The sequence below is a fragment of the Burkholderia sp. Bp9142 genome, from assembly GCF_003853415.1.
GTDB lineage: Bacteria > Pseudomonadota > Gammaproteobacteria > Burkholderiales > Burkholderiaceae > Burkholderia.
In genome coordinates, this window is record NZ_QTPP01000012.1 from 1 (window position 1) to 24,150 (window position 24,150).

At 68.3% G+C, this 24,150-nt stretch carries 26 protein-coding genes and 1 pseudogene; 7 read left to right on the forward strand and 20 right to left on the reverse strand.

Going from position 1 to position 24,150, the window contains the following annotated elements; all coding sequences use genetic code 11:
• The 4 genes and pseudogenes from DIE22_RS15500 to DIE22_RS38780 form a co-directional block, all read right to left on the reverse strand.
• Positions 1-152: pseudogene (locus DIE22_RS15500) on the reverse strand (aspartate aminotransferase family protein); the annotation flags it as partial.
• Positions 153-190: 38 nt separating this feature from the next.
• Positions 191-1,528: a glutamine synthetase family protein gene (locus tag DIE22_RS15505; RefSeq protein WP_124496464.1), complete on the reverse strand. Its 1,338-nt coding sequence runs from the start codon at positions 1,526-1,528 to the stop codon at positions 191-193.
• Between the two features lie 29 nt (positions 1,529-1,557).
• Positions 1,558-2,343, reverse strand: a complete 786-nt coding sequence (locus DIE22_RS15510; RefSeq protein WP_124496465.1) for a gamma-glutamyl-gamma-aminobutyrate hydrolase family protein — start codon at positions 2,341-2,343, stop codon at positions 1,558-1,560.
• Between the two features lie 285 nt (positions 2,344-2,628).
• A complete protein-coding gene (locus DIE22_RS38780; RefSeq protein ID WP_006402789.1) occupies positions 2,629-2,811 on the reverse strand; it encodes a hypothetical protein in 183 nt (60 codons plus the stop codon).
• Between the two features lie 458 nt (positions 2,812-3,269).
• Here DIE22_RS38780 and DIE22_RS15520 point away from each other — a divergent pair, with 458 nt between their 5' ends.
• Together DIE22_RS15520 and DIE22_RS15525 are read left to right on the forward strand one after the other, a co-directional pair.
• Positions 3,270-3,821: a cupin domain-containing protein gene (locus tag DIE22_RS15520; RefSeq protein ID WP_044849101.1), complete on the forward strand. Its 552-nt coding sequence runs from the start codon at positions 3,270-3,272 to the stop codon at positions 3,819-3,821.
• Positions 3,822-3,910: 89 nt separating this feature from the next.
• Positions 3,911-5,401 (forward strand): aldehyde dehydrogenase, encoded by a 1,491-nt coding sequence (locus tag DIE22_RS15525; protein ID WP_124605457.1) that lies wholly within the window; start codon positions 3,911-3,913, stop codon positions 5,399-5,401.
• Positions 5,402-5,450: 49 nt separating this feature from the next.
• Here DIE22_RS15525 and DIE22_RS15530 read toward each other — a convergent pair whose 3' ends face one another.
• Positions 5,451-5,651 (reverse strand): heavy-metal-associated domain-containing protein, encoded by a 201-nt coding sequence (locus DIE22_RS15530; protein WP_006754615.1) that lies wholly within the window; start codon positions 5,649-5,651, stop codon positions 5,451-5,453.
• Between the two features lie 329 nt (positions 5,652-5,980).
• Between DIE22_RS15530 and DIE22_RS15540 the strand changes: the two genes are divergently transcribed.
• Both DIE22_RS15540 and DIE22_RS15545 read left to right on the forward strand, forming a co-directional pair.
• The gene (locus tag DIE22_RS15540; protein ID WP_124496469.1) at positions 5,981-6,313 is read left to right on the forward strand and encodes a cupredoxin domain-containing protein; all 333 of its coding nucleotides are present in this window, start codon (positions 5,981-5,983) and stop codon (positions 6,311-6,313) included.
• A gap of 12 nt (positions 6,314-6,325) precedes the next feature.
• Entirely contained in the window at positions 6,326-7,162 is an 837-nt protein-coding gene (locus DIE22_RS15545) for an FTR1 family protein (RefSeq protein WP_124496471.1), read from the forward strand.
• 84 nt (positions 7,163-7,246) lie between these two features.
• Here DIE22_RS15545 and DIE22_RS15550 read toward each other — a convergent pair whose 3' ends face one another.
• The 9 genes from DIE22_RS15550 to DIE22_RS15590 form a co-directional block, all read right to left on the reverse strand.
• Positions 7,247-7,465 carry a hypothetical protein gene (locus tag DIE22_RS15550; protein WP_124496473.1) on the reverse strand — a complete coding sequence of 73 codons (219 nt, stop codon included), beginning with the start codon at positions 7,463-7,465 and terminating at the stop codon, positions 7,247-7,249.
• A complete protein-coding gene (locus DIE22_RS15555; RefSeq protein WP_124496475.1) occupies positions 7,465-7,950 on the reverse strand; it encodes a hypothetical protein in 486 nt (161 codons plus the stop codon). The genes DIE22_RS15550 and DIE22_RS15555 overlap by 1 nt, the downstream gene beginning before the upstream one ends.
• Positions 7,951-8,038: 88 nt before the next feature.
• Complete coding sequence (locus tag DIE22_RS15560; protein WP_006760978.1) at positions 8,039-8,359, reverse strand: helix-turn-helix domain-containing protein; 321 nt, start codon at positions 8,357-8,359, stop codon at positions 8,039-8,041.
• Positions 8,352-8,717 (reverse strand): type II toxin-antitoxin system RelE/ParE family toxin, encoded by a 366-nt coding sequence (locus DIE22_RS15565; RefSeq protein WP_124496477.1) that lies wholly within the window; start codon positions 8,715-8,717, stop codon positions 8,352-8,354. The genes DIE22_RS15560 and DIE22_RS15565 overlap by 8 nt, the downstream gene beginning before the upstream one ends.
• A gap of 142 nt (positions 8,718-8,859) precedes the next feature.
• Complete coding sequence (gene glmS, locus DIE22_RS15570; RefSeq protein ID WP_124496479.1) at positions 8,860-10,677, reverse strand: glutamine--fructose-6-phosphate transaminase (isomerizing); 1,818 nt, start codon at positions 10,675-10,677, stop codon at positions 8,860-8,862.
• Between the two features lie 50 nt (positions 10,678-10,727).
• The gene (gene glmU, locus DIE22_RS15575; protein WP_124496481.1) at positions 10,728-12,089 is read right to left on the reverse strand and encodes a bifunctional UDP-N-acetylglucosamine diphosphorylase/glucosamine-1-phosphate N-acetyltransferase GlmU; all 1,362 of its coding nucleotides are present in this window, start codon (positions 12,087-12,089) and stop codon (positions 10,728-10,730) included.
• Between the two features lie 133 nt (positions 12,090-12,222).
• Positions 12,223-13,233: a tRNA 2-thiocytidine(32) synthetase TtcA gene (gene ttcA / locus DIE22_RS15580; RefSeq protein ID WP_124496483.1), complete on the reverse strand. Its 1,011-nt coding sequence runs from the start codon at positions 13,231-13,233 to the stop codon at positions 12,223-12,225.
• Positions 13,230-13,628, reverse strand: coding sequence for a dihydroneopterin aldolase (locus DIE22_RS15585; protein ID WP_124496485.1), 399 nt, complete (start codon positions 13,626-13,628; stop codon positions 13,230-13,232). The genes ttcA and DIE22_RS15585 overlap by 4 nt, the downstream gene beginning before the upstream one ends.
• An 80-nt stretch (positions 13,629-13,708) precedes the next feature.
• Positions 13,709-14,449 carry an SDR family oxidoreductase gene (locus DIE22_RS15590; protein ID WP_124605458.1) on the reverse strand — a complete coding sequence of 247 codons (741 nt, stop codon included), beginning with the start codon at positions 14,447-14,449 and terminating at the stop codon, positions 13,709-13,711.
• A gap of 13 nt (positions 14,450-14,462) precedes the next feature.
• Here DIE22_RS15590 and DIE22_RS15595 point away from each other — a divergent pair, with 13 nt between their 5' ends.
• Both DIE22_RS15595 and DIE22_RS15600 read left to right on the forward strand, forming a co-directional pair.
• A complete protein-coding gene (locus DIE22_RS15595) occupies positions 14,463-15,653 on the forward strand; it encodes a class I SAM-dependent methyltransferase (protein ID WP_124605459.1) in 1,191 nt (396 codons plus the stop codon).
• Between the two features lie 12 nt (positions 15,654-15,665).
• Positions 15,666-15,860: a DUF2905 domain-containing protein gene (locus DIE22_RS15600; protein WP_124496491.1), complete on the forward strand. Its 195-nt coding sequence runs from the start codon at positions 15,666-15,668 to the stop codon at positions 15,858-15,860.
• A gap of 93 nt (positions 15,861-15,953) precedes the next feature.
• Here the strand turns inward: DIE22_RS15600 and DIE22_RS15605 are convergent, their stop codons facing one another.
• The 6 genes from DIE22_RS15605 to DIE22_RS15630 all read right to left on the reverse strand — a co-directional run bounded on the left by DIE22_RS15605 (position 15,954) and on the right by DIE22_RS15630 (position 22,977).
• A complete protein-coding gene (locus DIE22_RS15605) occupies positions 15,954-16,175 on the reverse strand; it encodes a hypothetical protein (RefSeq protein ID WP_124496493.1) in 222 nt (73 codons plus the stop codon).
• Between the two features lie 98 nt (positions 16,176-16,273).
• Positions 16,274-17,182, reverse strand: a complete 909-nt coding sequence (locus tag DIE22_RS15610; RefSeq protein WP_124605460.1) for a carbohydrate kinase — start codon at positions 17,180-17,182, stop codon at positions 16,274-16,276.
• Positions 17,179-18,459, reverse strand: a complete 1,281-nt coding sequence (locus DIE22_RS15615) for an AGE family epimerase/isomerase (RefSeq protein WP_124605461.1) — start codon at positions 18,457-18,459, stop codon at positions 17,179-17,181. Before DIE22_RS15615 ends, DIE22_RS15610 begins: the two co-directional genes overlap by 4 nt.
• A complete protein-coding gene (locus tag DIE22_RS15620) occupies positions 18,456-19,475 on the reverse strand; it encodes a LacI family DNA-binding transcriptional regulator (protein ID WP_124605462.1) in 1,020 nt (339 codons plus the stop codon). Before DIE22_RS15620 ends, DIE22_RS15615 begins: the two co-directional genes overlap by 4 nt.
• A 361-nt stretch (positions 19,476-19,836) precedes the next feature.
• Positions 19,837-21,675, reverse strand: coding sequence for a phosphodiesterase (locus tag DIE22_RS15625; RefSeq protein WP_124605463.1), 1,839 nt, complete (start codon positions 21,673-21,675; stop codon positions 19,837-19,839).
• A gap of 258 nt (positions 21,676-21,933) precedes the next feature.
• Complete coding sequence (locus DIE22_RS15630; RefSeq protein WP_124496503.1) at positions 21,934-22,977, reverse strand: bile acid:sodium symporter family protein; 1,044 nt, start codon at positions 22,975-22,977, stop codon at positions 21,934-21,936.
• Between the two features lie 346 nt (positions 22,978-23,323).
• Between DIE22_RS15630 and DIE22_RS15635 the strand changes: the two genes are divergently transcribed.
• A complete protein-coding gene (locus DIE22_RS15635; protein ID WP_124605542.1) occupies positions 23,324-23,818 on the forward strand; it encodes a peptide-binding protein in 495 nt (164 codons plus the stop codon).
• The last annotated feature ends 332 nt before the right edge of the window (positions 23,819-24,150 follow it).

The following is a 24,150-nucleotide window of genomic DNA, read 5'->3' on the forward strand; positions in this document are numbered from 1 at the left end:
GCGCGATTGAGCGCGCCCATGTCCGAGAACGGGTGGATGTGGTGCGCGGCGTCGAGCGCGCGGTATTCGGCGGTCGTGCGTGCCTGCGTCGTGCGGGGCGCGGCGGCCGGCGCGGCCGGCTGGATCCAGGCAGATTCGTTGCGGTACGTCATGTTTCCTCCGTATTTCCGTAGTACGTGCGTGCGCGCGCTTACACGTGCAGCAGCAGATGACGGCGTTCCCACGAGCTGATCACGCGGAAGAACGCTTCGTATTCGGTTTCCTTCAGCGCGAAATACGCCTTCAGGAACTTGTCGCCGAGAATGCCGGCTAGCGGCTCGCACGCGGCCATCAGCGTGAGCCCTTCCTCGAGATTGCGCGGCAGCTGGTACGGCAGGTTGTAGCCGTCGCTGACGAGCGGCTCGGTCGGCTCGAGGCGCTGCGTCATGCCGAGGTAGCCGGCCGCGAGCGTCGCCGCGAGCGCGAGGTACGGGTTGCAGTCGACGCCCGGGATCCGGTTCTCGATGCGGCGCGCGGCCGGGCCCGAGTGCGGGATGCGAAAGCCGACCGTGCGGTTGTCGTAGCCCCACTGCACGTTGATCGGCGCGGCCATGAAGCGCGACAGCCGGCGGTACGAGTTGATGTACGGCGCGAAGATCGGCATCAGCGCCGGCGTGTACTTCTGCAGCCCCGCGAGGTAGTTGTAGAACAGCGACGTCGCGCCGCCCGTCTCCGGCGACGTGAACAGGTTGCGGCCCGTTTCCTCGTCGACGATGCTCTGGTGCACGTGCATCGCGGAGCCCGGTTCGCCTTCCATCGGCTTGGCCATGAACGTCGCGTACATGTTGTGACGCAGCGCGGCTTCACGCACCGTGCGCTTGAACAGGAACACCTGGTCGGCCAGCGACAGCGCGTCGCCGTGCATGAAGTTGATCTCCATCTGCGCGGCGCCGACTTCGTGGATCAGCGTGTCGATGTCGAGGTTCTGCATTTCGCAGTACTCGTAGATATCCTCGAACAGCGGATCGAACTCGTTGACGGCCTCGATCGAATACGACTGGCGGCCCGTTTCGGGGCGGCCCGTGCGGCCGACCGGCGGACGCAGCGGCAGGTCCGGGTCCTTGTTCATGTCGACCAGGTAGAACTCGAGCTCCGGCGCGACGACGGGCTTCCAGCCCTTCGCCTTGTACAGGTCGAGCACGCGGCGCAGCACGTAGCGCGGCGAGATCTCGACCGGCGAGCCGTCGAAGTGCACGCAGTCGTGGATCACCTGCGCGGTCGGGTCGACGGCCCACGGGATCAGGCGGATGGTCGACGTGTCGGGCACGCACACCATGTCGGGATCGGTCACGCCGGTCAGCGAGCCGTCTTCCGGATACTCGCCGGTGACGGTCTGCACCATCACGGCCTGTGGCAGCCGCATCGATTCGCCGGACGTGAACTTGTTGCGCGGCGTGATCTTGCCGCGCGCGATGCCGGCCATGTCGGGAATGATCGCTTCGATCTCGGTGATCCGGTGCTGCTTCAGAAAGTCTTCGATGTCTTGCATGTCTGTTCTCGTTATGTGGGTCGGCGCGCTCAGGCGAGCGCGGCGGCGGCCGTGGCGCGCGTGCGGGCGTTGCGGCGCGCGCGGCAGGCGTCGCCGAACGCGCGGAAGATCGCGCTCGACAGCGGGTCATGCGCATGCCGCCATTCCGGATGCCATTGCACGGCGAGGGCGAAGGCCGGCGCGTCGACGACGCTGACGGCCTCGATCAGGCCGTCCGGCGCGACGGCTTCGACGGCGAGGCCGGAACCGAGTTGCGCGATGCCCTGCTTGTGCAGCGAGTTCACGTGCACGTCGTCGCGGCCGCCGGCGAGCGTGTGCAGCACGCCGCCGGGCGTCAGGCGCACGACGTGCGCGGGGCCGTATTGCGTGTCCGTCGGCGCGTCGTCGTCCTCGCGGTGATCGGCGAGGCCCGGCACTTCGTGCACGCGCTGATGCAACGTGCCGCCGCACACCACGTTCAGCTCCTGGAAGCCGCGGCACACGGCCAGCACGGGCACGCCCGCCGCGATCGCCGCGCGCAGCAGCGGCAGCGTCGTCGCGTCGCGTGCGGGATCGTGCTTCGTGCCGGGCGCGCTCGGCTCGCCGCCGTACCGATGCGGCTCGACGTTCGAGTAGCTGCCGGTAAACAGCAGGCCGTCGACCGTGCCGAGCACGTCGTCGACCGACTGGCGATCGCCGAGCGCGGGCAGCACCATCGCGAGCGCGTGTGCGCCGTCGACGATCGCCGCGACGTACTTGTCGCCGACCGTGTGCGACGCGTGGGCGCCGATCTGCGTGAAGTCGGCGGTGATGCCGACGAGGGGTTTCCTTTCCATGACGTCAATCAGTTGTCCGTAGGGCTGATGCGTGCGTCGTGCGGAAAAAGCGCAAAACGCGGGCGCGACACGGCCCCGCAGCCTGGCGAAACGCGCAAGGCCGCTGGTGAATGGGCGCAACGGGGTCGCATGGCGATCCGCGCTGCGCGCGACGGTCAGGCCATCGTCCGTTTCGTTGCGATGCGCGACGCGGCAATCGATGCGCGAACGCGTTCCGTCACCGCGCAGACGACGCGGCTGACGGACAGGCAGTTGAAACGAACGACGAGAAAAGGAGGAGAGGCGCTATGGCAGCAGCGACGCGACTTCGTCCGTGTCGACGGCCACGAACGCGCGTGCGGAAACGGCGTTGTGACGCCTGACGGAACGACGGGACAGGATGGTGTAGATCGACAGATGCAGCAGGCGAGGACTATGCCAGCCGCAACTGCCATCGGAAGCGGGGGCAGCGCTGCGCAAACTTCGCACATCGCCTCGATCCCACCTCACCAGAGGGCCACGGACTCTCACGATTACACTCGACTGGTTTGTTGAAAGTATTGAACACCTGATCGTTTCGGCGCGCTGGGCGTTTAAAATAATCGAGGTGCCGGGCCTGCGTCATTTACATCGATGGGCATCAATTTTTGCGTTGCGATAACGTTTTCTGGTGCCGATGAATGGCCAATGACGCTGACCTGAGAGCCAGCATATACGAGTCAAAAACGGCGTCAAATGTTTTTTGACGGTCCCGTGTCAGGGCTTTCCCGAAGCACTGCGAACAAAAGATTCGTAAATGGAATGACTCGCGGGGTGTTCATTATTTCGATCGCCTTTCAGGGTTTTCCCCGCTGATGCGCGGCATAAAGTGATTAGAATATTCAACGGCTGCCCAACACGCCGTTTCACTTTTTCACCGCACTACTATCGTGTCCGAAACCGAATCGATGTCCACCGAAGTCGCCGAGCGCCTGCGTTTCGTGCGCAACAAGCATGGCCTGTCGCAGCGCGAACTCGCGAAGCGGGCCGGCGTGACCAACGGCACGATCTCGTTGATCGAACAGGGCCGCGTGAGCCCGTCGGTCGGCTCGCTGAAGAAACTGCTCGAATGCATCCCGATGAGTCTCGCGGAGTTCTTCACGTTCGAGCTGGTCGAATCGCGCTCGGTCGTGTCGCGCCGTGACGAGATGCCGAACCTGGGCAACGACGCGCTCGCGTTTCACCTGGTCGGCGCGGGCGTGAAGGACCGCAACATGTGCATCATGCGCGAGGTCTACCAGCCGCTCGCCGATACGGGGCCCGAGATGCTCGTGCACGCGGGGCACGAGGGCGGCGTGGTCGTGTCGGGCCGGCTCGAGCTCACCGTCGACGGCGCGACCTGGCTGCTCGACCCCGGAGACGGCTACTACTTCGAAAGCCGCTTGCCGCACCGTTTTCGCAATCCCAGCGCGGAACAGCTCTGCGAGGTCGTGTCGGCCAATTCGCCGGCCACCTTCTGACCCGCCGCGCATCACCGCATTCGCCGCCGGCAGCGTTGCCGTTGCGCGGCGTGCCGCAGCGCGAATGCCACGACAATTGAGGCATCCTGATGAACAAGTTGACTTTGGCTGACTGGCAGGACAAGGCGGCGTCGCTCGAGATCGAAGGGCGCGCATTCATCGACGGCGCGTCGTGCGACGCGCACGGCGGCAGGACGTTCGACTGCGTGAGTCCGATCGACGGCCGCGTGCTCGCGAAGGTGGCCGATTGCGGCGAAGCCGACGTGAATGCCGCCGTCGCGGCCGCCCGCCGCGCGTTCGACGCCGGGGTGTGGGCCGGACTGAACCCGCGCGCGCGCAAGGCCGTGCTGCTGCGCTGGGCTGCGCTGATGCGCGAGCATCTCGATGAACTGTCGCTGCTCGAGACGCTCGACGCGGGCAAGCCGATCGGCGACACGACGACGGTCGACGTGCCGGGCGCCGCGTATTGCGTCGAATGGTTCGCCGAAGCGATCGACAAGGTCGGCGGCGAAGTCGCGCCGGCCGACCACCATCTCGTCGGTCTCGTCACGCGCGAGCCGGTCGGCGTGGTGGCGGCCGTCGTGCCGTGGAACTTCCCGATCCTGATGGCCGCATGGAAGTTCGGCCCGGCGCTGGCTGCCGGCAACAGCGTCGTGCTGAAGCCGTCGGAGAAGTCGCCGCTGACCGCGATCCGTGTCGCGCAGCTCGCATGCGAGGCCGGCATCCCGGCCGGCGTGTTCAACGTCGTGCCGGGCGCGGGCGAACCCGGCAAGCTGCTCGCGCTGCATCGCGACGTCGACTGCATCGCGTTCACCGGCTCCACCGCGGTCGGCAAGCTGATCATGCAGTACGCCGCGCAGTCGAACCTGAAGCGCGCGTGGCTCGAACTCGGCGGCAAGTCGCCGAACATCGTGCTGCCCGATTGTCCGGATCTCGACCGCGCCGCGCAGGCCGCGGCCGGCGCGATCTTCTACAACATGGGCGAGATGTGCACGGCCGGCTCGCGCCTGCTCGTGCATCGCGACATCAAGGATGCGTTCATCGGGAAGCTGGTCGCGGCCGCGCGCGCGTACGTGCCCGGCAACCCGCTCGACCCGTCGGTATCGATGGGCGCGATCGTCGACGGGATCCAGCTCGAGCGCGTGCTCGGCTACATCGACGCCGGGCGCAAGGAAGGCACGCTCGTCACGGGCGGCGCACGCGTGAAGCAGGAGTCGGGCGGCTTCTATGTGGAGCCGACGGTGTTCGAGGTGAAGCCCGATGCGAAGATCGCGCGCGAGGAGATTTTCGGTCCCGTGCTGTCGGTGATCGTGTTCGACGATGTCGACGAGGCGGTGCGGATCGCGAACGATACCGAGTACGGGCTCGCGGCGGCCGTGTGGACGTCGGACCTGGCGACCGCGCACGACGTGTCGCGCCGGCTGCGTGCGGGCACGGTGTGGGTGAACTGCTACGACGAAGGCGGCGACATGAACTTCCCGTTCGGCGGCTACAAGCAGTCAGGCAACGGCCGCGACAAGTCGCTGCACGCGCTGGAGAAGTACACCGAGCTGAAGTCGACGCTGATCCGGCTGCGCTGACGCGGCCGCTGCACGGGCGCGGTGCCGGGTGGCGCCGCGCCCGTGTGCGTCAGGCCGAGCGCAGCGCCGGGTGGAAGCCCGCGGCTTCGATGATCGATTGCACGCGTTCGGCGCCTTGCGCCGATTCGACCTTCACGGTCTTCGCGGCCACGTCGATGTCGAGCTTTGCGGCCGGGTCTGCTGCCGTCACCGCGCGCGTGATCGCGTTGGCACAGCCGCCGCAGGTCATGTCCTGGACTTCGAATTCCATCGTGTTCTCCTGAGTTGACGATTGACGAGTACGTTCAGCATGAAGCTTGCCATGGTGGGAAGGTCAAGCGCGCCCGCAGCGTTCGGTATCGCACAAGCTGTTTGTAAAGACGAGGTCAGACGAATCGCAACTCGTCGGCATGCGTCAGTCGGAATTTTTCCCGATTGACGGCCGCGCATTGTCGGCGAAATCTGGCGGAGCCTTGTGCGGCAAGGGCCACTTCATGTCGATGATGCTCGATCTCCCTGATTGCGGTAAGGGTACTCCGAGGTGAAAATGCGAATCGATCTTAGTATCAATCCCCTTCGATATTTCATTTCATTACGCACATGACTCGTTTCGCTATCGGTTTCGCACTGGCCCTGCTGGGCGCTTCGGCAACGTCCGCATTCGCGGCAGACGATGTCGTCAACCTGACCTTGAAGGACCACAAGTTTTCGCCCGACGGCGTGACGATCCCGGCCGGCAAGAAGGTGAAGTTCGTCGTGAAGAATCTCGATTCGACGCCCGCGGAATTCGAAAGCGACGACTTCAAGGCGGAGAAGGTCGTGCCGGCCGGCAAGTCGGTCGAGATCCTGGTCGGGCCGCTGAAGGCCGGCACCTACGAGTTCCACGACGAGTATCACGAAGCGCAGTCGAAGACGCACCTGAGCGTCAAGTAAGCGGACATCGCCATGCTGTCTACCGCCCTGATCGTCTTTCGTGAAGTGCTCGAGGCCGCGCTGGTGGTCTCGATCGTGATGGCCGCCACGAAGGGCGTGCCGCGGCGCGGCTGGTGGGTCGGCGGCGGGCTCGTCGGCGGCGTGATCGGCGCCGGCCTGATCGCGGCATTCGCGGACGTGATCTCGCAGTGGGCGTCCGGCATGGGCCAGGAAGTCTTCAACGCGGGCGTGATGTTCGTCGCGACGCTGATGCTCGCGTGGCACTGCATCTGGATGAGCAGCCACGGGCGCGAGATGGCGCTGCACATGGGCGAAGTCGGGCGGGCCGTCGCGGCCGGCAGCCGGCCGCTGACCGGGCTCGCGATCGTGGTCGGCGTCGCGGTATTGCGCGAGGGCTCCGAGGCCGTGCTGTTCCTGTACGGCATCGCCGCGGGCGATCCCGGGCAGACGCCGCAGATGATCGCAGGCGGGCTGCTCGGCGTGTTCGGCGGAGCCGGGCTCGGCTATGCGATGTACGCGGGCCTGTTGCAGATTCCGCTGAAGCGCCTGTTCTCCGTCACCAACGCGCTGATCGTGCTGCTCGCGGCGGGGATGGCGAGCCAGTGCGTCGGCTTCCTGCTCGCGGCCGGCCTCGTGCCGTCGTGGGGCGATGCGGTGTGGGACACGTCGTGGCTGCTCAAGGAATCGAGCATCGTCGGCAAGGCGCTGCATACGCTGATCGGCTATACCGCACGTCCGGCGGGGATCCAGATCGCCGCGTACGTCGTCACGCTGGTCGCGATCGTCGTGCTCACACGGCTCGTCGGCCGGCCCCGGACGGCCATGCGGCCGCCGCGGCCCGCAGCCTGAGTGTTTCCCGATTTTTTCCCGATTCGAACGAAACGAGGGGCGTCATCGACGCCCCTTGTCTTTTCATGCACGGTTCACGGTCGTTCAGCGATGACCGTCGATCCACGCGCGGGCCCATTCGAGCCCCGCTTCGCGCGCTTCGTCCTCGGTATCGAACACGCCGAGCACGCCCGACGCTTCGACGAGCCGGTTGTTCTGCGTGATCGTGCCGCTCGCCGCGAAGCGTTCGGGCTGCAGGATCTCGTCCTGTTGCAGGATCGCATGGCCCCAGATCTGGTAGCCGTGATAGGTCTGCGCTTCCATTATCGCGTCACCTCCGCGGAGCGGTTGCCCGTGCCGACTCGCAGCACGTTGCCGTCCGGCGTGAATTGCCTCGGAATGTCGGAGAAATTGAGCGCGTGCGGCGTGTCGGGCGCGGCCGGCTGCATCACCGTGAGCCGGCCCGGCGCGGGCTGCGCGACCGGGCGTGGCGCGACCGGCGCGTCGACCGTCGCGGCGGGCGGGCGATGCGGCGCGGCCTTCACGGCTTGCGCGACGCGGCGCTTGTGCGGCTTCACGGCGGCCTTCGGCTGCACGCTCGCATGCTTTTCCACGGCCTTGCTGCCGGCGTGCGCGTCGGCACCCGTGCGCGCGGCCGGCATATGGGCATCCGGCATACGGGCGCCCGGCGTACGCGCCGCCGGCAGCCGTGCTTCGGGCGGGTTCCAGACTTCGACGTAGTGCTCGGCCGCCCAGCCCGTCGACACGAACGTCAGCGCCAGCAATCCGCATCCAAACAGTCTTACCATGGTCTCTCCGTCATCTTGCTTGCGGCTCGCGTCGCGTTGCGGTGCCCGGTGCGGGATCGGCCGCCCGTGAGCATTCGGGGAAGGCGGTTCAGGAGAACACCTCGAGCCCGTGCTTCTCGACGATCTGCAGCATACGCGCGGCGATGCCGCTCGGACGCTTGTCGCCCTGTTCCCACTGGCGGATCGTCGATGTGGTCGTGTTCAGATAGAGCGCGAACACGCTCTGGCTGACGTTGACCGACTTGCGGATACGGGCGATCGCCTCCGGATCGAACTGCGGTGCAGCTTCGATGCAGAGCGCGTCGTATTCGCGCATCGTCTTCTTGTCGATCAATTGCGCGCGATAAAGGCCCGACGCGGCGCTGTGGACCGCCTCCGTCGCGTCGCTCTTGAATCGACTCTTAGCCATTGCAAATCTCCACCCACTCGTTCAGTGCGACCAGCGTCGCGATGTCGACGTCGGTGTGTCGACCGACATCCGCGGCGAGCTTCCTGAAGGCGCGCAGCTCGCGTGCATCGATGTTGTCGCGGTCACGTTTCGCGAACAGGAACACGAACACCCACGTATGCCCGACCTTGCCCAGCACGATGCCTCGCTGGCGATTGTCGTCCAGGCGCTTCTTCCAGACGTTCCCGCCGAGATCGATGCCCTGGCCCCGCGCCAGTTCCCGCACCGCCCGGCACAGTTCGCGATCGCCGATTCCCGCTTTTCCTGCTGCCTTGTGAAACCACTTCGTCTTGAACACGCGTCGTACGGAAGCAGACATGTCGAGCCAGTCGAGTTAGCACAGGATTATATACCACTACGTGGTACATATTTCGACCTGGCCGAACGGCCTGCTTCGTGCGCTGCTTCGTGCCGATACGTGGTCTGGACGGGGCGGCGACGGCCCGTCCAGGGGACCTGCGTTACTCCACCGTCACCGACTTCGCGAGATTCCGCGGCTTGTCGACGTCGGTGCCGCGCGCGCACGCGGTGTGATACGCGAGCAGCTGCAGCGGCACGACGTGCAGGATCGGCGACAGCGGCCCGTAGTGTTCCGGCATCCGGATCACGTGCAGGCCGTCGTCGTTGACGATCTGCGTGTCGGCATCCGCGAACACGTACAGCTCGCCGCCGCGCGCGCGCACTTCCTGCATGTTCGACTTCAGCTTCTCGAGCAGCGTGTCATTCGGCGCGACCGTGACGACGGGCATCGCTTCCGTGACGAGCGCGAGCGGCCCGTGCTTCAGCTCGCCGGCCGGATAGGCCTCCGCGTGGATGTACGAGATTTCCTTCAGCTTCAGCGCGCCTTCGAGCGCGATCGGGTAGTGCAGCCCACGGCCGAGGAACAGCGCGTTTTCCTTGCGTGCGAATTCCTCCGACCACGCGATGATCTGCGGCTCGAGCGCGAGCACGCTGTTCAGCGCGGCCGGCAGATGGCGCAGCTGCTTCAGGAATTCCGCTTCCTGCGCGGCGTCGACGTGCCCGCGCAGCTTGCCGAGCGTCGCCGCCAGCACGAACAGCGCGACGAGCTGGGTCGTGAACGCCTTCGTCGACGCGACGCCGATCTCGGTGCCCGCGTGCGTCAGGAACTGCATCTCGGTGAGGCGCACCATCGCGCTCGTCGCGACGTTGCACACCGCGAGCGTATGCGTGTGGCCGAGCGACTGCGCGTGCTTGAGCGCGGCGAGCGTGTCGGCCGTCTCGCCCGACTGCGAGATCACCAGCACGAGCTGGCGCGGGTTCGGCACCGACTCGCGGTAGCGGTATTCGCTCGCGATCTCGACCTGGGTCGGGATCTTCGCGATCGACTCGAGCCAGTACTTCGCGGTGAGGCCCGAGTAGTAGCTCGTGCCGCACGCGAGGATCAGCAGGCTGTCGATGTCCGCGAACGCGGCGGCTGCGGCGTCGCCGAACAGCGTCGCGTCGAATGCTTCGGTCTGCGGCACCGTGTCGCTGATCGCGCGCGGCTGCTCGAAGATTTCCTTCTGCATGAAGTGGCGATACGGGCCCAGCTCGACCGCGCCGCCGTACGCGCTGACGACGCGGATCTCGCGCTGCGCGAGCGCGCCGTGGCGGTCGACGATCTTCACGCCGTCGAGCGACAGTTCGCACACGTCGCCTTCCTCGAGGAACGTGAAGCGGTCGGTGCTGCCGGCCAGCGCCAGCGCGTCGGAGGCCAGGAAGTTCTCGCCGTCGCCGTGACCGACGACGAGCGGCGAACCCTGGCGCGCGCCGACGACGGTGTGCGGCTCGTCCTTGTGGGTCACCGCGATCGCATACGCGCCGTGCAGCTGCTGCACGGCTTCGCGCACGGCCTCGAACAGGTTGCCGCGATACAGGCTGTGCACGAGGTGTGCGATCACTTCGGTGTCGGTCTGCGACACGAATTCGTAGCCCTTCGCGCGCAGCGTGTCGCGTAGCGTCTCGAAGTTCTCGATGATGCCGTTGTGCACCAGCGCGAGCGCGTTCGACGAGAAGATCGGGTGCGCGTTGTGCGTGACGGGCGCGCCGTGCGTCGCCCAGCGCGTGTGCGCGACGCCGGTCGCGCCTTCCAGGTGCGATTCGCGCACCTGTGCGTCGAGATCGGCGACGCGCGCGACGCTGCGCGCGCGCTTCGGCGCGCCCGGCTCGAGCACGGCGACGCCGCACGAATCGTAGCCACGGTATTCGAGGCGCCGCAATCCTTCGATCAGCACCGGAACGATATTACGCTGCGCAACTGCGCCGACAATGCCGCACATGAAATCTACCCTCTATGTGGAAACGGGCGCCGTGCGGTGCCCGCAAGACGTTAATTTTTCTTCTTGACCGGGCGGACGTAGCCGCTCTTCGCGGTCTGCGTCTTCTCGTTCAATGCGAGGACGCCCTCGGCGACGTCCTTCCAGATCGTCGTGCCGGCCGCGATCGTCACGCCGCGGCCGATGCGCACCGGCGCGACGAGCTGCGTGTCCGAGCCGACGAACACGTCGTCCTCGATCACGGTGCGGAACTTGTTCGCGCCGTCGTAGTTGCAGGTGATCGTGCCCGCGCCGATGTTCACGCGCGCGCCGATGTCGGCGTCGCCGATGTACGTCAGGTGATTCGCCTTCGAGCCGTGGCCGATCACCGCGTTCTTCACCTCGACGAAGTTGCCGACGTGCGCTTCGTCCGCGAGCTGCGCGCCCGGGCGCAGCCGCGCGTACGGGCCGATCACGGTGTGCGCGCCGAGCTCGGCGCCGTCGATGTGCGTGAACGCGTCGATGCGCGTGCCGGCGCCGATCGACGCATTGCGGATCACGCAGTTCGCGCCGATCGTCACGTTGTCGGCGAGTGTCACGTTGCCTTCGAACACGCAGTTCACGTCGATCGACACGTCGCGGCCGCAGCGCAGCGTGCCGCGCACGTCGAGGCGCGCCGGATCGGCGAGCGTGACGCCGTCGGCGAGCAGCGTATCCGCGACGTTGTGCTGGTGGATGCGCTCGAGCTCCGCGAGCTGGGCCTTGCTGTTCACGCCGAGCGTTTCCCACTCTTCGTCGGGCTGCGACGTGACGATCTCGAAGCCGGCCTCGATCGCGAGCTCGACGACGTCGGTCAGGTAGTACTCGCCTTGCGCGTTCTCGTTCTTCAGCGCGCCGAGCCACATCGACAACTGGGCCGTGGGCGTGACGATGATGCCGGTGTTGATCTCGGCGATCTTCAGCTGCTCGGGCGACGCGTCCTTCTGCTCGACGATGCGCGTGACGAAGCCGGACGCGTCGCGCACGATGCGGCCGTAACCGGTCGGATCGTCGAGCGTGACGGTCAGAATCCCGTAGCGGCCCTCGCGCGCGGCGTCGACGAGGCGCCGCAGCGTCGATGCGCGGGTGAGCGGCACGTCGCCGTACAGCACCAGCGTCGGTTGCGCGGGATCGAGCAGCGGCAGCGCCTGGCGCACCGCATGGCCGGTGCCGAGCTGTTCGGCCTGTACCGCGAACTGGACGTCGGGCGCGGCGACGGCGGCCTGGACCTGCTCGGCGCCATGGCCGACGACGACGACGAGCCGCGACGGCTGCAGCGTGCGCGCCGTGGCGATGACGTGGGAGAGGAGCGGCCTGCCGGCCAGGGGATGGAGCACTTTCGGCAGCGCGGAACGCATGCGCTTGCCGGTGCCTGCCGCCAAAATCACGATATTCATGGCGAGCTTGTCAGAGGAGTTCGAAGCTGTTCATTTTAGCATGCGGCCCCTGGCGTTCCGGGCCTGTCGCGGCGGGGCGACAGCGCCGGAAAGAGGGGCTTGCGCCCCGTTCCGGCGGGTGTTGGGACCCTGCTTACAGGTCGTCGAACTGGACGATCGAGATCGGCCGGACCGCGTTCGGCCGGGCGGCGCCCGGAGCGGCGGTGTCGTCGCCGGACGCGCACGGCTCCTCGTCGAACGCGATGTCGCCCTGCGGATCGGCTTCGCCCGTCGCGCGCAGCGACGCGAACGGGAACTGGGCCGTGTCCATCAGGTGCGACGGCACGACGTTCGAGAGCGCGCTGAACATGTTGTCGACGCGGCCCGGGAAGCGCTTGTCCCATTCGCGGATCAGCGCCTTCATTTCCGCGCGCTTCAGGTTCGGCTGGCTGCCGCACAGGTTGCACGGGATGATCGGGAATTCGCGCAGCTCAGCGTATTTCTCGAGATCGGTTTCCTTCACGTACGCGAGCGGGCGGATCACGACGTTCTTGCCGTCGTCCGACTGCAGCTTCGGCGGCATCCCCTTCAGCTTGCCGCCGTAGAACATGTTGAGCAGCAAGGTCTGCAGGATGTCGTCGCGGTGGTGGCCGAGTGCGATCTTGGTCGCGCCGAGCTCGCCGGCCACGCGGTACAGGATTCCGCGGCGCAGCCGCGAGCACAGCGAGCAGGTCGTCTTGCCTTCGGGCACGAGCCGCTTGACGATGCTGTAGGTGTCCTGGTTCTCGATGTGGAACGGCACGCCGACCTGCGTCAGGTACTCGGGCAGCACGTGCTCGGGGAAGCCCGGCTGCTTCTGGTCGAGGTTGACCGCGACGATGTCGAAGTCGATCGGCGCGCGCTCGCGCAGGCGCAGCAGCACGTCGAGCATCGCGTAGCTGTCCTTGCCGCCCGACAGGCACACCATCACCTTGTCGCCCTGCTCGATCATGTTGTAGTCGCCGATCGCCTGGCCGACCTGGCGCACGATCCGCTTGAACAGCTTGTTGTTCTCGTACGCTTCCTTCTGCTCGCGGCGTGTCAGCGCGCGGCGGCCGGTGTCGGCGACGGTGGCTTCGATGGCGGCGCCGTCGGCCGCCGTGTCATTCATGTGGGGGGCGTTCATGCCTCGTCCTTGATGCGAAAGACTTCGACGCCGACGGCGTCGCAGTCCGGATAGGCGTCCGGTTTCTCGGTACAGACGCGTACCGCGCGCACGGCGTCGTGCGCCAGCAGGTTCGCGGCGATCGCGTCGCACAGCGTTTCCTGCAGGTGGATGTGGCCGCGCGCCACGCTCTGCGCGACGCTCTGCTTCATCAGGTCGTAGTCGACGACTTCATGCAGCCGGTCGTCGACAGGGGTGGACAGCGCGAGCGGCACGAACAGGTCGACGTTGATGACGACGCGCTGCTCGCCGCGCTTCTCGTGTTCGAAAGCCCCGATGTTGATGTGCACCTCGTAGTCGCGCAGGTAGAGCCTGCGGCAGTCCGCGAGGCGGGGGTGCAGGAGAGCGGAAAACATGGTCGTCCCAGTCAAATTGGCGTGCGTGCACGCAAAGCGGCGCGGGCGGCGGTATCAGGCCGCGCGATCCGCGCGTTCATTCAATTCAGGCCGGCGGCGGGCGGCACGAGGTGCTCGCCGCCGTCGACGGTCAGCGTCGCGCCCGTGACGCCGGGCGCGCTCGCGAGATAGCAGGCTGCCGCCGCGATGTCGTTCGCGTGCGGCGCGTGGCCGCGCACCAGCGCCGCGACGCGTACCTTCGGCGCGAGGGCGAGCGCCAGCGCCGAGGTCGCGCGGTTCAGCGCGGCCTGCATCAGCGCGTGCGACAACTGCGCGGGCGCCGGGTGAAACAGGGCCTGATCCAGCACGTGGATCGCGCACGCACGCAGCGATTCGTCGTCGCGCGCGGCGTCGGGCGTCGCATCGGCGAGCGCGCGGGCCAGCGCGAGCGGTGCCGTCACGTTGCGCGCGAGCGCGGCAGCGAGCGATGCGCCATCCACCGTATGCGCGTCGTCGGTGCCGGCGCATGCGCTCACGAACACCACGCACGCGGGCCGGCCGAGCGCGTCGCCGCACGCGGCGACGAGCGCGGCAGCGTCGGCTTCCAGGGCCAGATCGACGTCGAGCACGGCCGCGCGGCGGCCGCGTGCGGCGACTTCGGCGACGAGCGCGTCGGCGGCCGCGCGCGGCGCGCCGGGGCTGCGCTGCAGCGCGACGTCCCAGCCGCGCTGCGCGAATCCGGTCGCGAGCGCACGACCGAGCGACGCCGCGTCGGCCGCGCTGCCCAGCGCGCCTGCGACGAGCGCGATGCGCGCGGTCGACGTATCGGCTGAAACGGTCATTTACAATGCCGGGATGAACCCGAAAGCTCACGAATCCGCTAGTTTACCTGCTCCCGGCCCTGACGCGCTTGCGCAGTCCGAAACCCTCGCCGCGCAACTGCGCGACGAGATCGCGGCGGCCGGCGGCTGGCTGCCGTTCGACCGCTTCATGGAGCGCGCGCTGTACGCGCCCGGCCTCGGCTATTACAGCGGCGGCGCGCGCAAGTTCGGACGCCGCGCCGACGACGGCAGCGATTTCGTGACGGCCCCCGAGCTGTCGCCGCTGTTCGCGCAGACGCTCGCGAATCCCGTGGCGCAAGCGCTCGCGGCAAGCGGCACGCGCCGCGTGATGGAATTCGGCGCGGGCACGGGCAAGCTCGCGGCCGGGCTGCTCGCGGCGCTCGATGCGCTCGGCGTCGAGCTCGACGAATACCTGATCGTCGACCTGTCCGGCGAGTTGCGCGAACGGCAGCGCGACACGATCGCGGCCGCCGCGCCGGCGCTCGCCGCGAAGGTGCGCTGGCTCGACGCGCTGCCCGAGCGCTTCGACGGCGTCGTCGTCGGCAACGAGGTGCTCGACGCGATGCCGGTGCGCCTGTTCGCGAAGGCGGGCGGCGCGTGGCGCGAGCGCGGCGTCACGCTCGACGCGCGGCACGCGTTCGTGTTCGACGACCGGCCCGCCGGCGCCGCAGGCCTGCCGCCGGTGCTCGCGACGCTCGACGTCGACGACGGCTATGTGACCGAGACGCATGAAGCCGCGCTGGCGTTCACGCGCACCGTGTGCACGATGCTCGCGCGCGGCGCGGTGCTGCTGGTCGACTACGGCTTTCCCGCGCACGAGTACTACCATCCGCAGCGCGACCGCGGCACGCTCATGTGCCACTACCGCCACCACGCGCACGACGACGCGTTCCTGTACCCGGGGCTGCAGGACATCACCGCGCACGTCGAATTCACCGGCATCTACGACGCGGGCGTCGCTGCCGGCGCGGACCTGCTCGGCTACACGTCGCAGGCGCGCTTCCTGTTGAATGCGGGCATCACCGACGCGCTGGCCGCGATCGATCCGTCCGACATCCACCAGTTCCTGCCGGCCGCGAACGCGGTGCAGAAGCTGATCTCGGAAGCCGAGATGGGCGAGCTGTTCAAGGTGATCGCGTTCTCGCGCGGGATCGACGGCACGCTCGACGCGTTCGCGCGCGGCGACCGCTCGCACGCGCTCTGACGGGAGCCAGGGATGCTGCGCTGGCTGCTGACGTCATTCGTCGCGGTGATGATCCTGACGCGCTGCTGGCCGTGGCTCGGCAAGTTCGGCATCGGGCGGATGCCGGGCGACGTCACGCTGACGCTCGGCGGACGGCGCTACCCGTTCCCGTTCATGTCGACGCTGGTGCTGACGATGCTGGTGTCGATGGTGGCGCGGCTGCTCTGACGGCGGGTGTCGATGATGGCGCGGTTGTCTCGAACCGCGCCGAAGGCGGCGCGTCGCGCTCAGGCCGCGGCGCACGCGTGATGGTGCGGCGCACTACAGCTCGATTTCGCCGAGGATCCGGTGTGCGAGCGCCTTCGCCTCGTCGAACGCTTCCTCCTCGCTCGGACTCGTCGTGTGGACGTCGTAGCGCATGTTCTCCATCTCGTCGCCGTCGTCACGGGCGAGGATCACGTAGCCCTGGAACTGCCCGTTGGCGGCGTGCTGCGTATGCGCCTTGGCCGTGTAGATGCCTTTCGTGAACGTGTTCGTGTCCATCGTGCCTCTCCCGCAATAGGACTCTTCATCGTAGCACTGCGGCGCAGCATGTACAGCGCCGCTAATCGGCGACCGATCAGCGCGCCGTCGTCATCCCGTCATTGTTCGAGCAGCGCGACGACCTCGTCGAGCGTCGGCGCGTGCGCACCCGTGTGCCGGCATGCGGCGGCGCCCGCCGCCAGCGCGAACGCGAGATGCGCGCGCCACGACCGTTGCGGCGCGGCCATCAGGCTGAACAGCATGCCGCCGATCGACGCGTCGCCCGCGCCCACGGTGTCGACCACCTCGACGCGCGGCGGGCTGGCCTCGAGCACGTCGCCGTCCGCATAGAGCGTCGCCGCCTGCGCGCCGCGCGTGACGAGCACGGCCGCGCGCGGATTCAGCGCGCGCACCGCGGCCACCGCGTCGGGGCCGTCGCCGCCGAACAGGTGGCGCAGGTCTTCGTCGGACACCTTGATCAGGTCGGCGAGGCCGGCCATCTTCGCGAGCGTTGGCCGGTACGCGGCCGTCATCAGGTTCCGGTAGTTCGGATCGAAGCTGATCTTCACGCCGCGCGCGTGCAGGTCGGCCGCGAGCGCGACGAGCGTGCTCGCGAGCGGTTCGCGCACCAGGCTGATGCAGCCGAAGTGCGCCCATTTCACGTGTTCGGTCCAGCCGGCCGGCAGCCGGGCCGGGTCGAACGCGAGATCCGCGCTCGCGTCGCCGATGAAGAAGTACGCGGGCGGCCGCGTCTCGTGGACGATCGCGAGCAGCGGCGCACGCGGGACACGCTGCAGGAAGCGCAGGTCGAGCCCGGCCGCGTCGCTGGTGCGCCACAGCACGTCGGAGAAGCAATCCTCGCCGATCGCGCCCGCGAGCGCGCTCGGCATGCCGAGCCGCGCGACCGCGCGCGCGACGTTCCAGCCGGCGCCGCCCGGCACCGACGTCCACTGCGCGTCGCCCGCGCGCACCATGTCGGTCAGGATGTCGCCCGCCGACACGAATGCCGGAAACGTGCCGCCGCTCATTGCGTCGGCTCGCTGCGCGCCGCGCGAGCGAGGGTCGCGAGCACGTCGTAGCACGCGCCCATCGTGTGATAGTCGGTCTTGCCGGCCGGGCTCTTCTCGTCGCTGTACTTGCGGTTGTCGCAGGTGAGGATCCGGTACCACGCGCCGTAGCGGTGATCGACGAAATGCGCCCAGCTGTAGCGCCAGATCTCGTCGTACCAGTCCCAGAAGCGCTCGCTGCCGGTGCGCGCGCCGAGCATCGCGGCCGCCGCGAAGGTTTCCGCCTGCACCCAGAAATACTTGTTGTGGTCGCAGATCGTGAAGTCGGGGCCGAAGCCGTAGCAGAGGCCGCCGTGATCGGCGTCCCATGCGTGCGTGAGCGCCGCGTCGAACAGCTCGGCCGCGCGCGGCACGAGCCAGTCGAGCGGGCGGTGCCGCTCCAGGATCAGCAGCAGCTTCGCCCATTCGGTCTGGTGCCCGGGCTGGAAGCCCCACGGACGGAAGATGTTCGAGCTGTCTTCCTTGTTGTAGTCCCAGTCGACCGACCAGTCCGCATGGTAGTGCTCCCACACGAGGCCGCCCGACAGCTCGGCCTGGCGCTGCGTGACGTGGGTCGCGAGCTTCTCCGCGCGGTCGAGGTAGGTGAGGTGGCCGGTCGCCTCGTAGGCCGCGAGCAGCGCCTCCGTCATGTGCATGTTCGCGTTCTGGCCGCGGTACGACGATACGTTCCAGTTCGGCGTCGCGTCGTCCGCATAGAGGCCCGCGGCAGCATCCCAGAAGCGGTGCTCCGCGAGCTCGTAGGTCGATGCGATCAGCGCGCGGGCTTCGTCGATGCCGGCCATCGTCGCGTGCGCGGCGGCCAGCAGCACGAACGCGAGCCCGTAGCAGTGGCGCGTGCCGTCGAGCGTCGCGCGCTTCGCGCCGTCGCGCCAGTCGAGTTCCCAGTCGTAGCCTTGCAGCGCTTCATCCCAGTGCGCGTCGCGCAGGAAGCGCAGCCCGTGGCGCGCGTAGTCGAGATGGCGCGGATCGCCGAAATGCCGGTACGCCATCGCGTAGTTGAAGACGAACCGGCAGCTGCTCACCAGGTGCCGCGACGTGCGGTTGTAGATGCTGCCGTCGTCGCGGAAGTAGTGGTAGAAGCCGCCCGTCGGGTCGAACGCGTTGGCCGCGTAGAAGCGCAGCGTGTCCTCGACGTGCGACAGCAGGAACGATGGATCGCGGAAGCTCGCGACGAACGGTGCCGCTTGCGCGTGATTGGCCGGCGTGGCCGTGCGGGATTGGACCGGGGGCATGTTCATGATTCGGTGAGCGTGGCGGTATCGAATGCCGGCGAGCCGGCGGGCAGGCTGCTGGCCCGCACGATCAGCTCGACGGGCAGGGAGATCTCGGTGTGCTCGGGTGCTTCCGCGAGCAGCAGTTCGACGCCGCGGCGGCCGAGCGCTTCCTTGTCGACGGCGAGCGTCGTGAGCGGCGGGTTCGCGTGCGCGGCGGCCGGGATGTCGTCGAAGCCGACGATCGCGATGTCTTCCGGAATCCGCACGCCGCGCGCGATGCACACGCGCTGTGCGGCCAGCGCGGCGGCGTCGTTGTACGCGAACACGGCGTCGGGGCGCGGGCCCGGCGCGTCGAGCAGCTGCTGCATCGCGCGCGCGGCGCCGGTGTCGGGGTCGAGCCCGGCGTCGATCGTCACTTCGTACGCGGGATCGAACAGCCGCCCGGCCTCGAAGAACGCGCGCCGGTAGCCGATCGCGCGCTGCGCGATGCTGTAGTGGGCGGCCGATCCGCCGATGAACGCGATCCGCGAGCGGCCGGTGGCGAGCAGATGGCGCATCGCGAGCGCCGCACCCGTCGCGTTGTCGATGTTCACCGAGCGCAGGCCAGGCGCCCACAGGTCGATCAGCACGAGCGGCCGGCCGGTCGCGGCGAGCGCCTCGATCGTCTCGGGCTCGATGAAGCCGGCCACCGCGATCGCGTCGGGCGCGTGCGGGCGCATCTGGCGGAGCACGTCGTCGTTCGGGCCCACCGTGAGCAGCGTCGGCACGATGCCGCGCTCGCGGCACGCGTCCTCGACGCCGTGCAGCACGTGCGAGAAGAACGGGCTGGCGGGAAAGCGGTTGTGCTGGCGGTGCAGCAGGAAGGTGAGCCGGCGGATGCGCGGGCGCAACTGGGCCGGGTCGTAACCGAGCCGCTGCGCGATCTCGACGATGCGCGCGCGCGTGGCTTCGGACAGGCCCGGCTGGTTTTTCAGCGCGCGGGAGACGGTGCCGATCGAGACCTCTGCCGCCCGCGCTACGTCGCGAATGGTGGTGCCCATCGTTCGGGGTCCGGTTTGTTTAGGATGACAGCGATTGTATAGTAAAACACTGCGCCTAATTCGGGCCGGATTACCGGGGAATACCCGGAAATAACGCGTTTTTACGCGCTAATCTGCGAAAACGCCGTTACTAAAAATACTAAACAAAACGCGGAAAAGGCAAGGTGATCGCGCGGAACGGGGTGGCGTCGGGAGGCGGCGCGTCACATGCATCCGGATGTTCGATGCAAAGGGGCCGGGCGCTCGACGGGCCGTCACCGGGGATCGGGGCGGCAGGGGGCAGCACCGGCAATGACGTTCGGGCAGCCGACGGCCTGCCTGCGGCCGGCAACCCGCCTGCGGCCGCTGGCGGCCCGCCGTGTCAGCCTGCCGCCGCGTGCGGCGGCTCGCCGCGCTCGCGCAGCGCCGCGCGGCCTGCGTCGAGATCGACGATCGCGAGCCCGCCCGGCTGCTGTTTCGCGCGCCGTTTCGCGAGCGCCGCGACCGACGCAATCTCGTCGCTGCCATAGCGCATCGCGCCGTTCGCGCCGGCCGGCACGCCGACCGCGCCGATCGCCATCGTCACGAAGCCGAAGAACGCGGGGTTGCCGTGGCGGTCCTCGCCGCGCAGCCCGCCCGCCAGCCGGTCCGCCTGCGTGTAGAAGCGCCGTGCGCCGTCGTTGAAGCGTGCGATCGCGTCGGCCGCGCGCGTGCGCCAGTCGTCGCGCTGGAACAGCACGAGGAAATCGTCGCCGCCGACGTGCCCGAGAAAGTCGCGCTGCGGATCGCACACGCCGGCCAGCACCGTCGCCGCGAACTTCAGCACTTCGTCGCCCTGCCAGTAACCGTACTGGTCGTTGAATGGCTTGAACTGGTTCAGATCGACGTAGCACGCGTGGAAGCCGGCGTCGCGCGCCAGCAGTCGCTCGATATGCGCGCTGATCGGAATGTTGCCGGGCAGGAACGTCAGCGGATTCGCGTAGCGCGCGGCCTCGATGCGCATCTCGGTCACCGCGCGCACGAGGCTTTCGCCGGTGCCGAGCCCGACGTAGCGGCCGTGTTCGGTGATCACGAAACCGTCCGCGAGATAGCGCTGGTCGTGGCTCGCGAGCAGCATCGCGAGCTGTTCGACGGGCGTCGCGTTGTCGATCATCAGCGGCGCGTCGTTCGCGAACTGCAGGCACGGCTTCTTGCCGAACACCTCGCGGTGGTACGGCAGCGCGAAGCGGTCCATGAAGCCGCGCCGGTTCACGAGCGCGACCGGCCGCCCGCGTTCGACGAGCGCGACCGCGTGCAGGCCGGGCATCCGGTTGAACAGGTCGAGCACGTCGTTGCTGGTCGCATCGCGCGGCAGCGCCGGCGCGGGGACGAGCATCTTCGCCGCGATCGTGCCGGCCGGTCGCGCGGTGCGCGTCGCGCCGGGGAACACCGCGATGTGCGGGGTGCGGATCGCGTCGCGCGCGGCCGGCGCGACGACCGGCGACGGTTGCGCATCCGGCCGGCCGAGCAGGAAGCCCTGCACGCAGCAGATACCCATGTCGCGCACGACGATCAGGTCGCACTCGTTCTCGATCCCCTCCGCGATCAGCAGCGCACCGCTCGCGCGCGCGAAGTGCTGCATTGCCCTGACCGCCTCGAACTTGAGCGGGTCGCGCGCGATGTCGTGGATGAAGAAGCGGTCGATCTTCACGACATCGGGGTGCAGGCGCAGCCACAGGTTCATGCTCGCGTTCGCGGTGCCGTAGTCGTCGAGCGCGAACTGGACGCCCGCGTCGCGCAGCGACGCGACCGCCGGCTCGATGCGCGCGACGTCCGGCATCGCGGTCTGCTCGGTCAGCTCGATCACGATGCGCTCGGCGCCGACCCGCGCGCGGCCGAGCAGTTGCCGCGCGCGCTCGCGTTCGCGCGCGAGCTGCAGGATCGTGTCCGCGCTGAAGTTGAGGAACAGCTTGCCGTCGCAACCGAGTGCCGCGAACGCATCGAGGCACGTGAGCGCGGCCGCCTGTTCGAGCGCGACGGTCGCGTCGTCGCGGGCGGCCTGCGCGAACAGCGCGTCCGGCTGCTCGAGGTCGGTGCCGCTCGGGCCGCGGATCAGGCCTTCGTAACCGACGACCGTGCCCGACCCGAGGTCGACGATCGGCTGGAACACGGCCGCGAGCGCGTGCTCGGCGATCAGGCGCGTGGTGGGGGCGGCGGACGAGTCGGGATGGGGCGCGGGCATGGGTGAGGGCGGCCGAGGCGACGGGACGCCCGACTTTAACGGCACCGCACGCGGAGAATTGAATGAAGATTTCGTGACGCGATGCGCGTCGATGGTGCATGCGTCGCGTCGGGCTGAAGGGGCGCGGAAGGCGGAAGGCGGAAGGCGGAAGGCGGAAGGCGGAAGGCGGAAGGCGGAAGGCGGAAGGCGGAAGGCGGCGGGACCAGAACGGCGAATAGCCCCGCGCGGGCCAGCCATGCCGGCCGCGCCCGTCCCGCGTCAGCGCTTGCCCGCGTTCAGCGCACCCTGCGTGCGCGCGGCCCCGGCCGCGGCGCCTTCGCCGTCGCGCTCGCCGCTCATGTCGCGCGCGCCCCAGCGCTGCGCGAGCGCCGCGCACGCCATCAGCTGGATCTGGTGGAACAGCATCAGCGGCAGCACGATCGCGCCGACCGCCTGCGCGGAAAAGATCACCTTCGCCATCGGCACGCCGGCCGCGAGGCTCTTCTTCGATCCGCAGAAGATGATCGTGATCTGGTCGGCCCGGTTGAAGCCGAGCCGCTTGCTGACGACCGTGGTCAGCACCAGCGCGATCACGAGCAGCACGACGTTGACGACCAGCAGGCCGCCGAGCGCGCGCGCCGGAATCTGGTGCCACAGCCCCTGGTTCACGGCCTCGCTGAACGCGACGTAGACGACGAGCAGGATCGAGCCCTGGTCGACGAAGCGCAGCACGCCGCGGTTGCGTTCGATCCAGCCGCCGATCACGGGCCGCAGCAGCTGGCCCGCGATGAACGGCACGAGCAGCTGCATCACGATGCTGCCGACGGTGCTCCACGGCGATGCGGCCGCGGCCGACTGCGACGTGATCATCAGCCCGACGAGCGCGGGCGTCACGAAGATCCCGAGCAGGCTCGACGCGGACGCCGCGCACACGGCGGCCGGCACGTTGCCCTTCGCGATCGACGTGAACGCGATCGACGACTGGACCGTCGACGGCAGCGTGCACAGAAAGAGCACGCCCGCATAGAGCGTCGGCGTGACGAGCGGCTGCAGCACGGGCTTCAGCGCGAGGCCGAGCAGCGGGAACAGCGCGAACGTGCTGAGCAGCACGACTGCATGCAGCCGCCAGTGGGTCGCGCCCGCGACGACGGCTTCGCGCGACAGCTTCGCGCCATGCAGGAAGAACAGCAGGCCGACCGCGATGTTGGTCGCCCAGTTGAACGCATGGGCGGCCGGGCCGCGGCACGGTAGCAGGCTCGCGAGCACGACGGTGCCGACGAGCGCGAGCGTGAAGTTGTCGGGAAGGAAACGGGGGCGGGCCATCGGGAACTCGAGTCGGAAACGGCGGGCGCGCATGTCGCGCGCGCGAAGCCGATATTGTCCCGGTTGGTCATTCAATAAACAAATTCATTGTGGTAATCGATTGATGAGTCGATTGCATGCAACAGCGGGCATCCGCGAAGGCCCGCCGTTGCGCAAAACGGCAGAAGAATGTTCTGCCGCGATTGCGCCCTGAAGTGAAAAAACCTAGCAGTAACATGGTGTTACACCGGTGCCCGCGACCTAACACTTTTTGGCTCGACACCGTTTCGGACCGCTCATAAATTACTGCTGAAAGGCTGGCGTTGGCTGGAAACGGCCGGCGGCGAGCGGTAACAGGCACTGAATGATGACGGAACGGGTGAAACTGAAGGTCGGACGATGGGTGGCAGGCGTGCTCGGCGCGCTGCTGATGCCGCTCGCGCTCGCGCAACCGCCGCACGGCGGTCAGGCGTTCGGCGGCCACGGTTTCGGTCACGGTTTCGGCGGCGGCGACATGCGCGCTTACGGCCAGCCGGCCCGCAACGCGCAGGTCTGGCGCCGGGCGCTGCCGCAGGGCGGCGCGCGTGCCGGCGGCGTGAGCGGCTATGGTTCCCGCTGGGGCCTGCGGCCGACGCCGTCTTACGGCCATTACGCCGCGCAGAGCCCGTATCGCCCGATCAGCGCCGACTCCCGCCAGATGCCGCGGCCGCCAGGCGGCGGCAACGTGCCGCTGCGTGCCGGCTCGATCCGCGCCGACGTCGCGCGCTACAACGAGGAGCGCGGCGGCCGTCCGATGCCGCCGCCTCGCGCGCAGGAAGAACCTGGCCACTCGCCGTCTTTCTCCCCGTTCTACCGAAACTGAGCGCCCGACGCGTTCGCTGAGCGCCCCGCGCGTTCATCCTCCCGCCGGCTGTGATGCGAATTCGCCACAGTCGCGCACAGATTTCCGCTGATTTTCCCGTCGCATTGCGCTATCTTTCGCGCCCGGCACGCGCACCCCGCGGCCGTCCCGTCGCGTGCCCGCTCCGCGCGGGGCCGCTGACGCGCGCCCGGCCACGTGTCGATTCCGCGAAGTTAATGCCCCCGCTATACCCGCAATAAGCGCGCGCAATTTTGACCGGACAAATGATCCGTAAAGATGGCTGCGCCCCATACGACGCAAGCAATCGGCTCCCAAAAACAACGCTCGCGCCA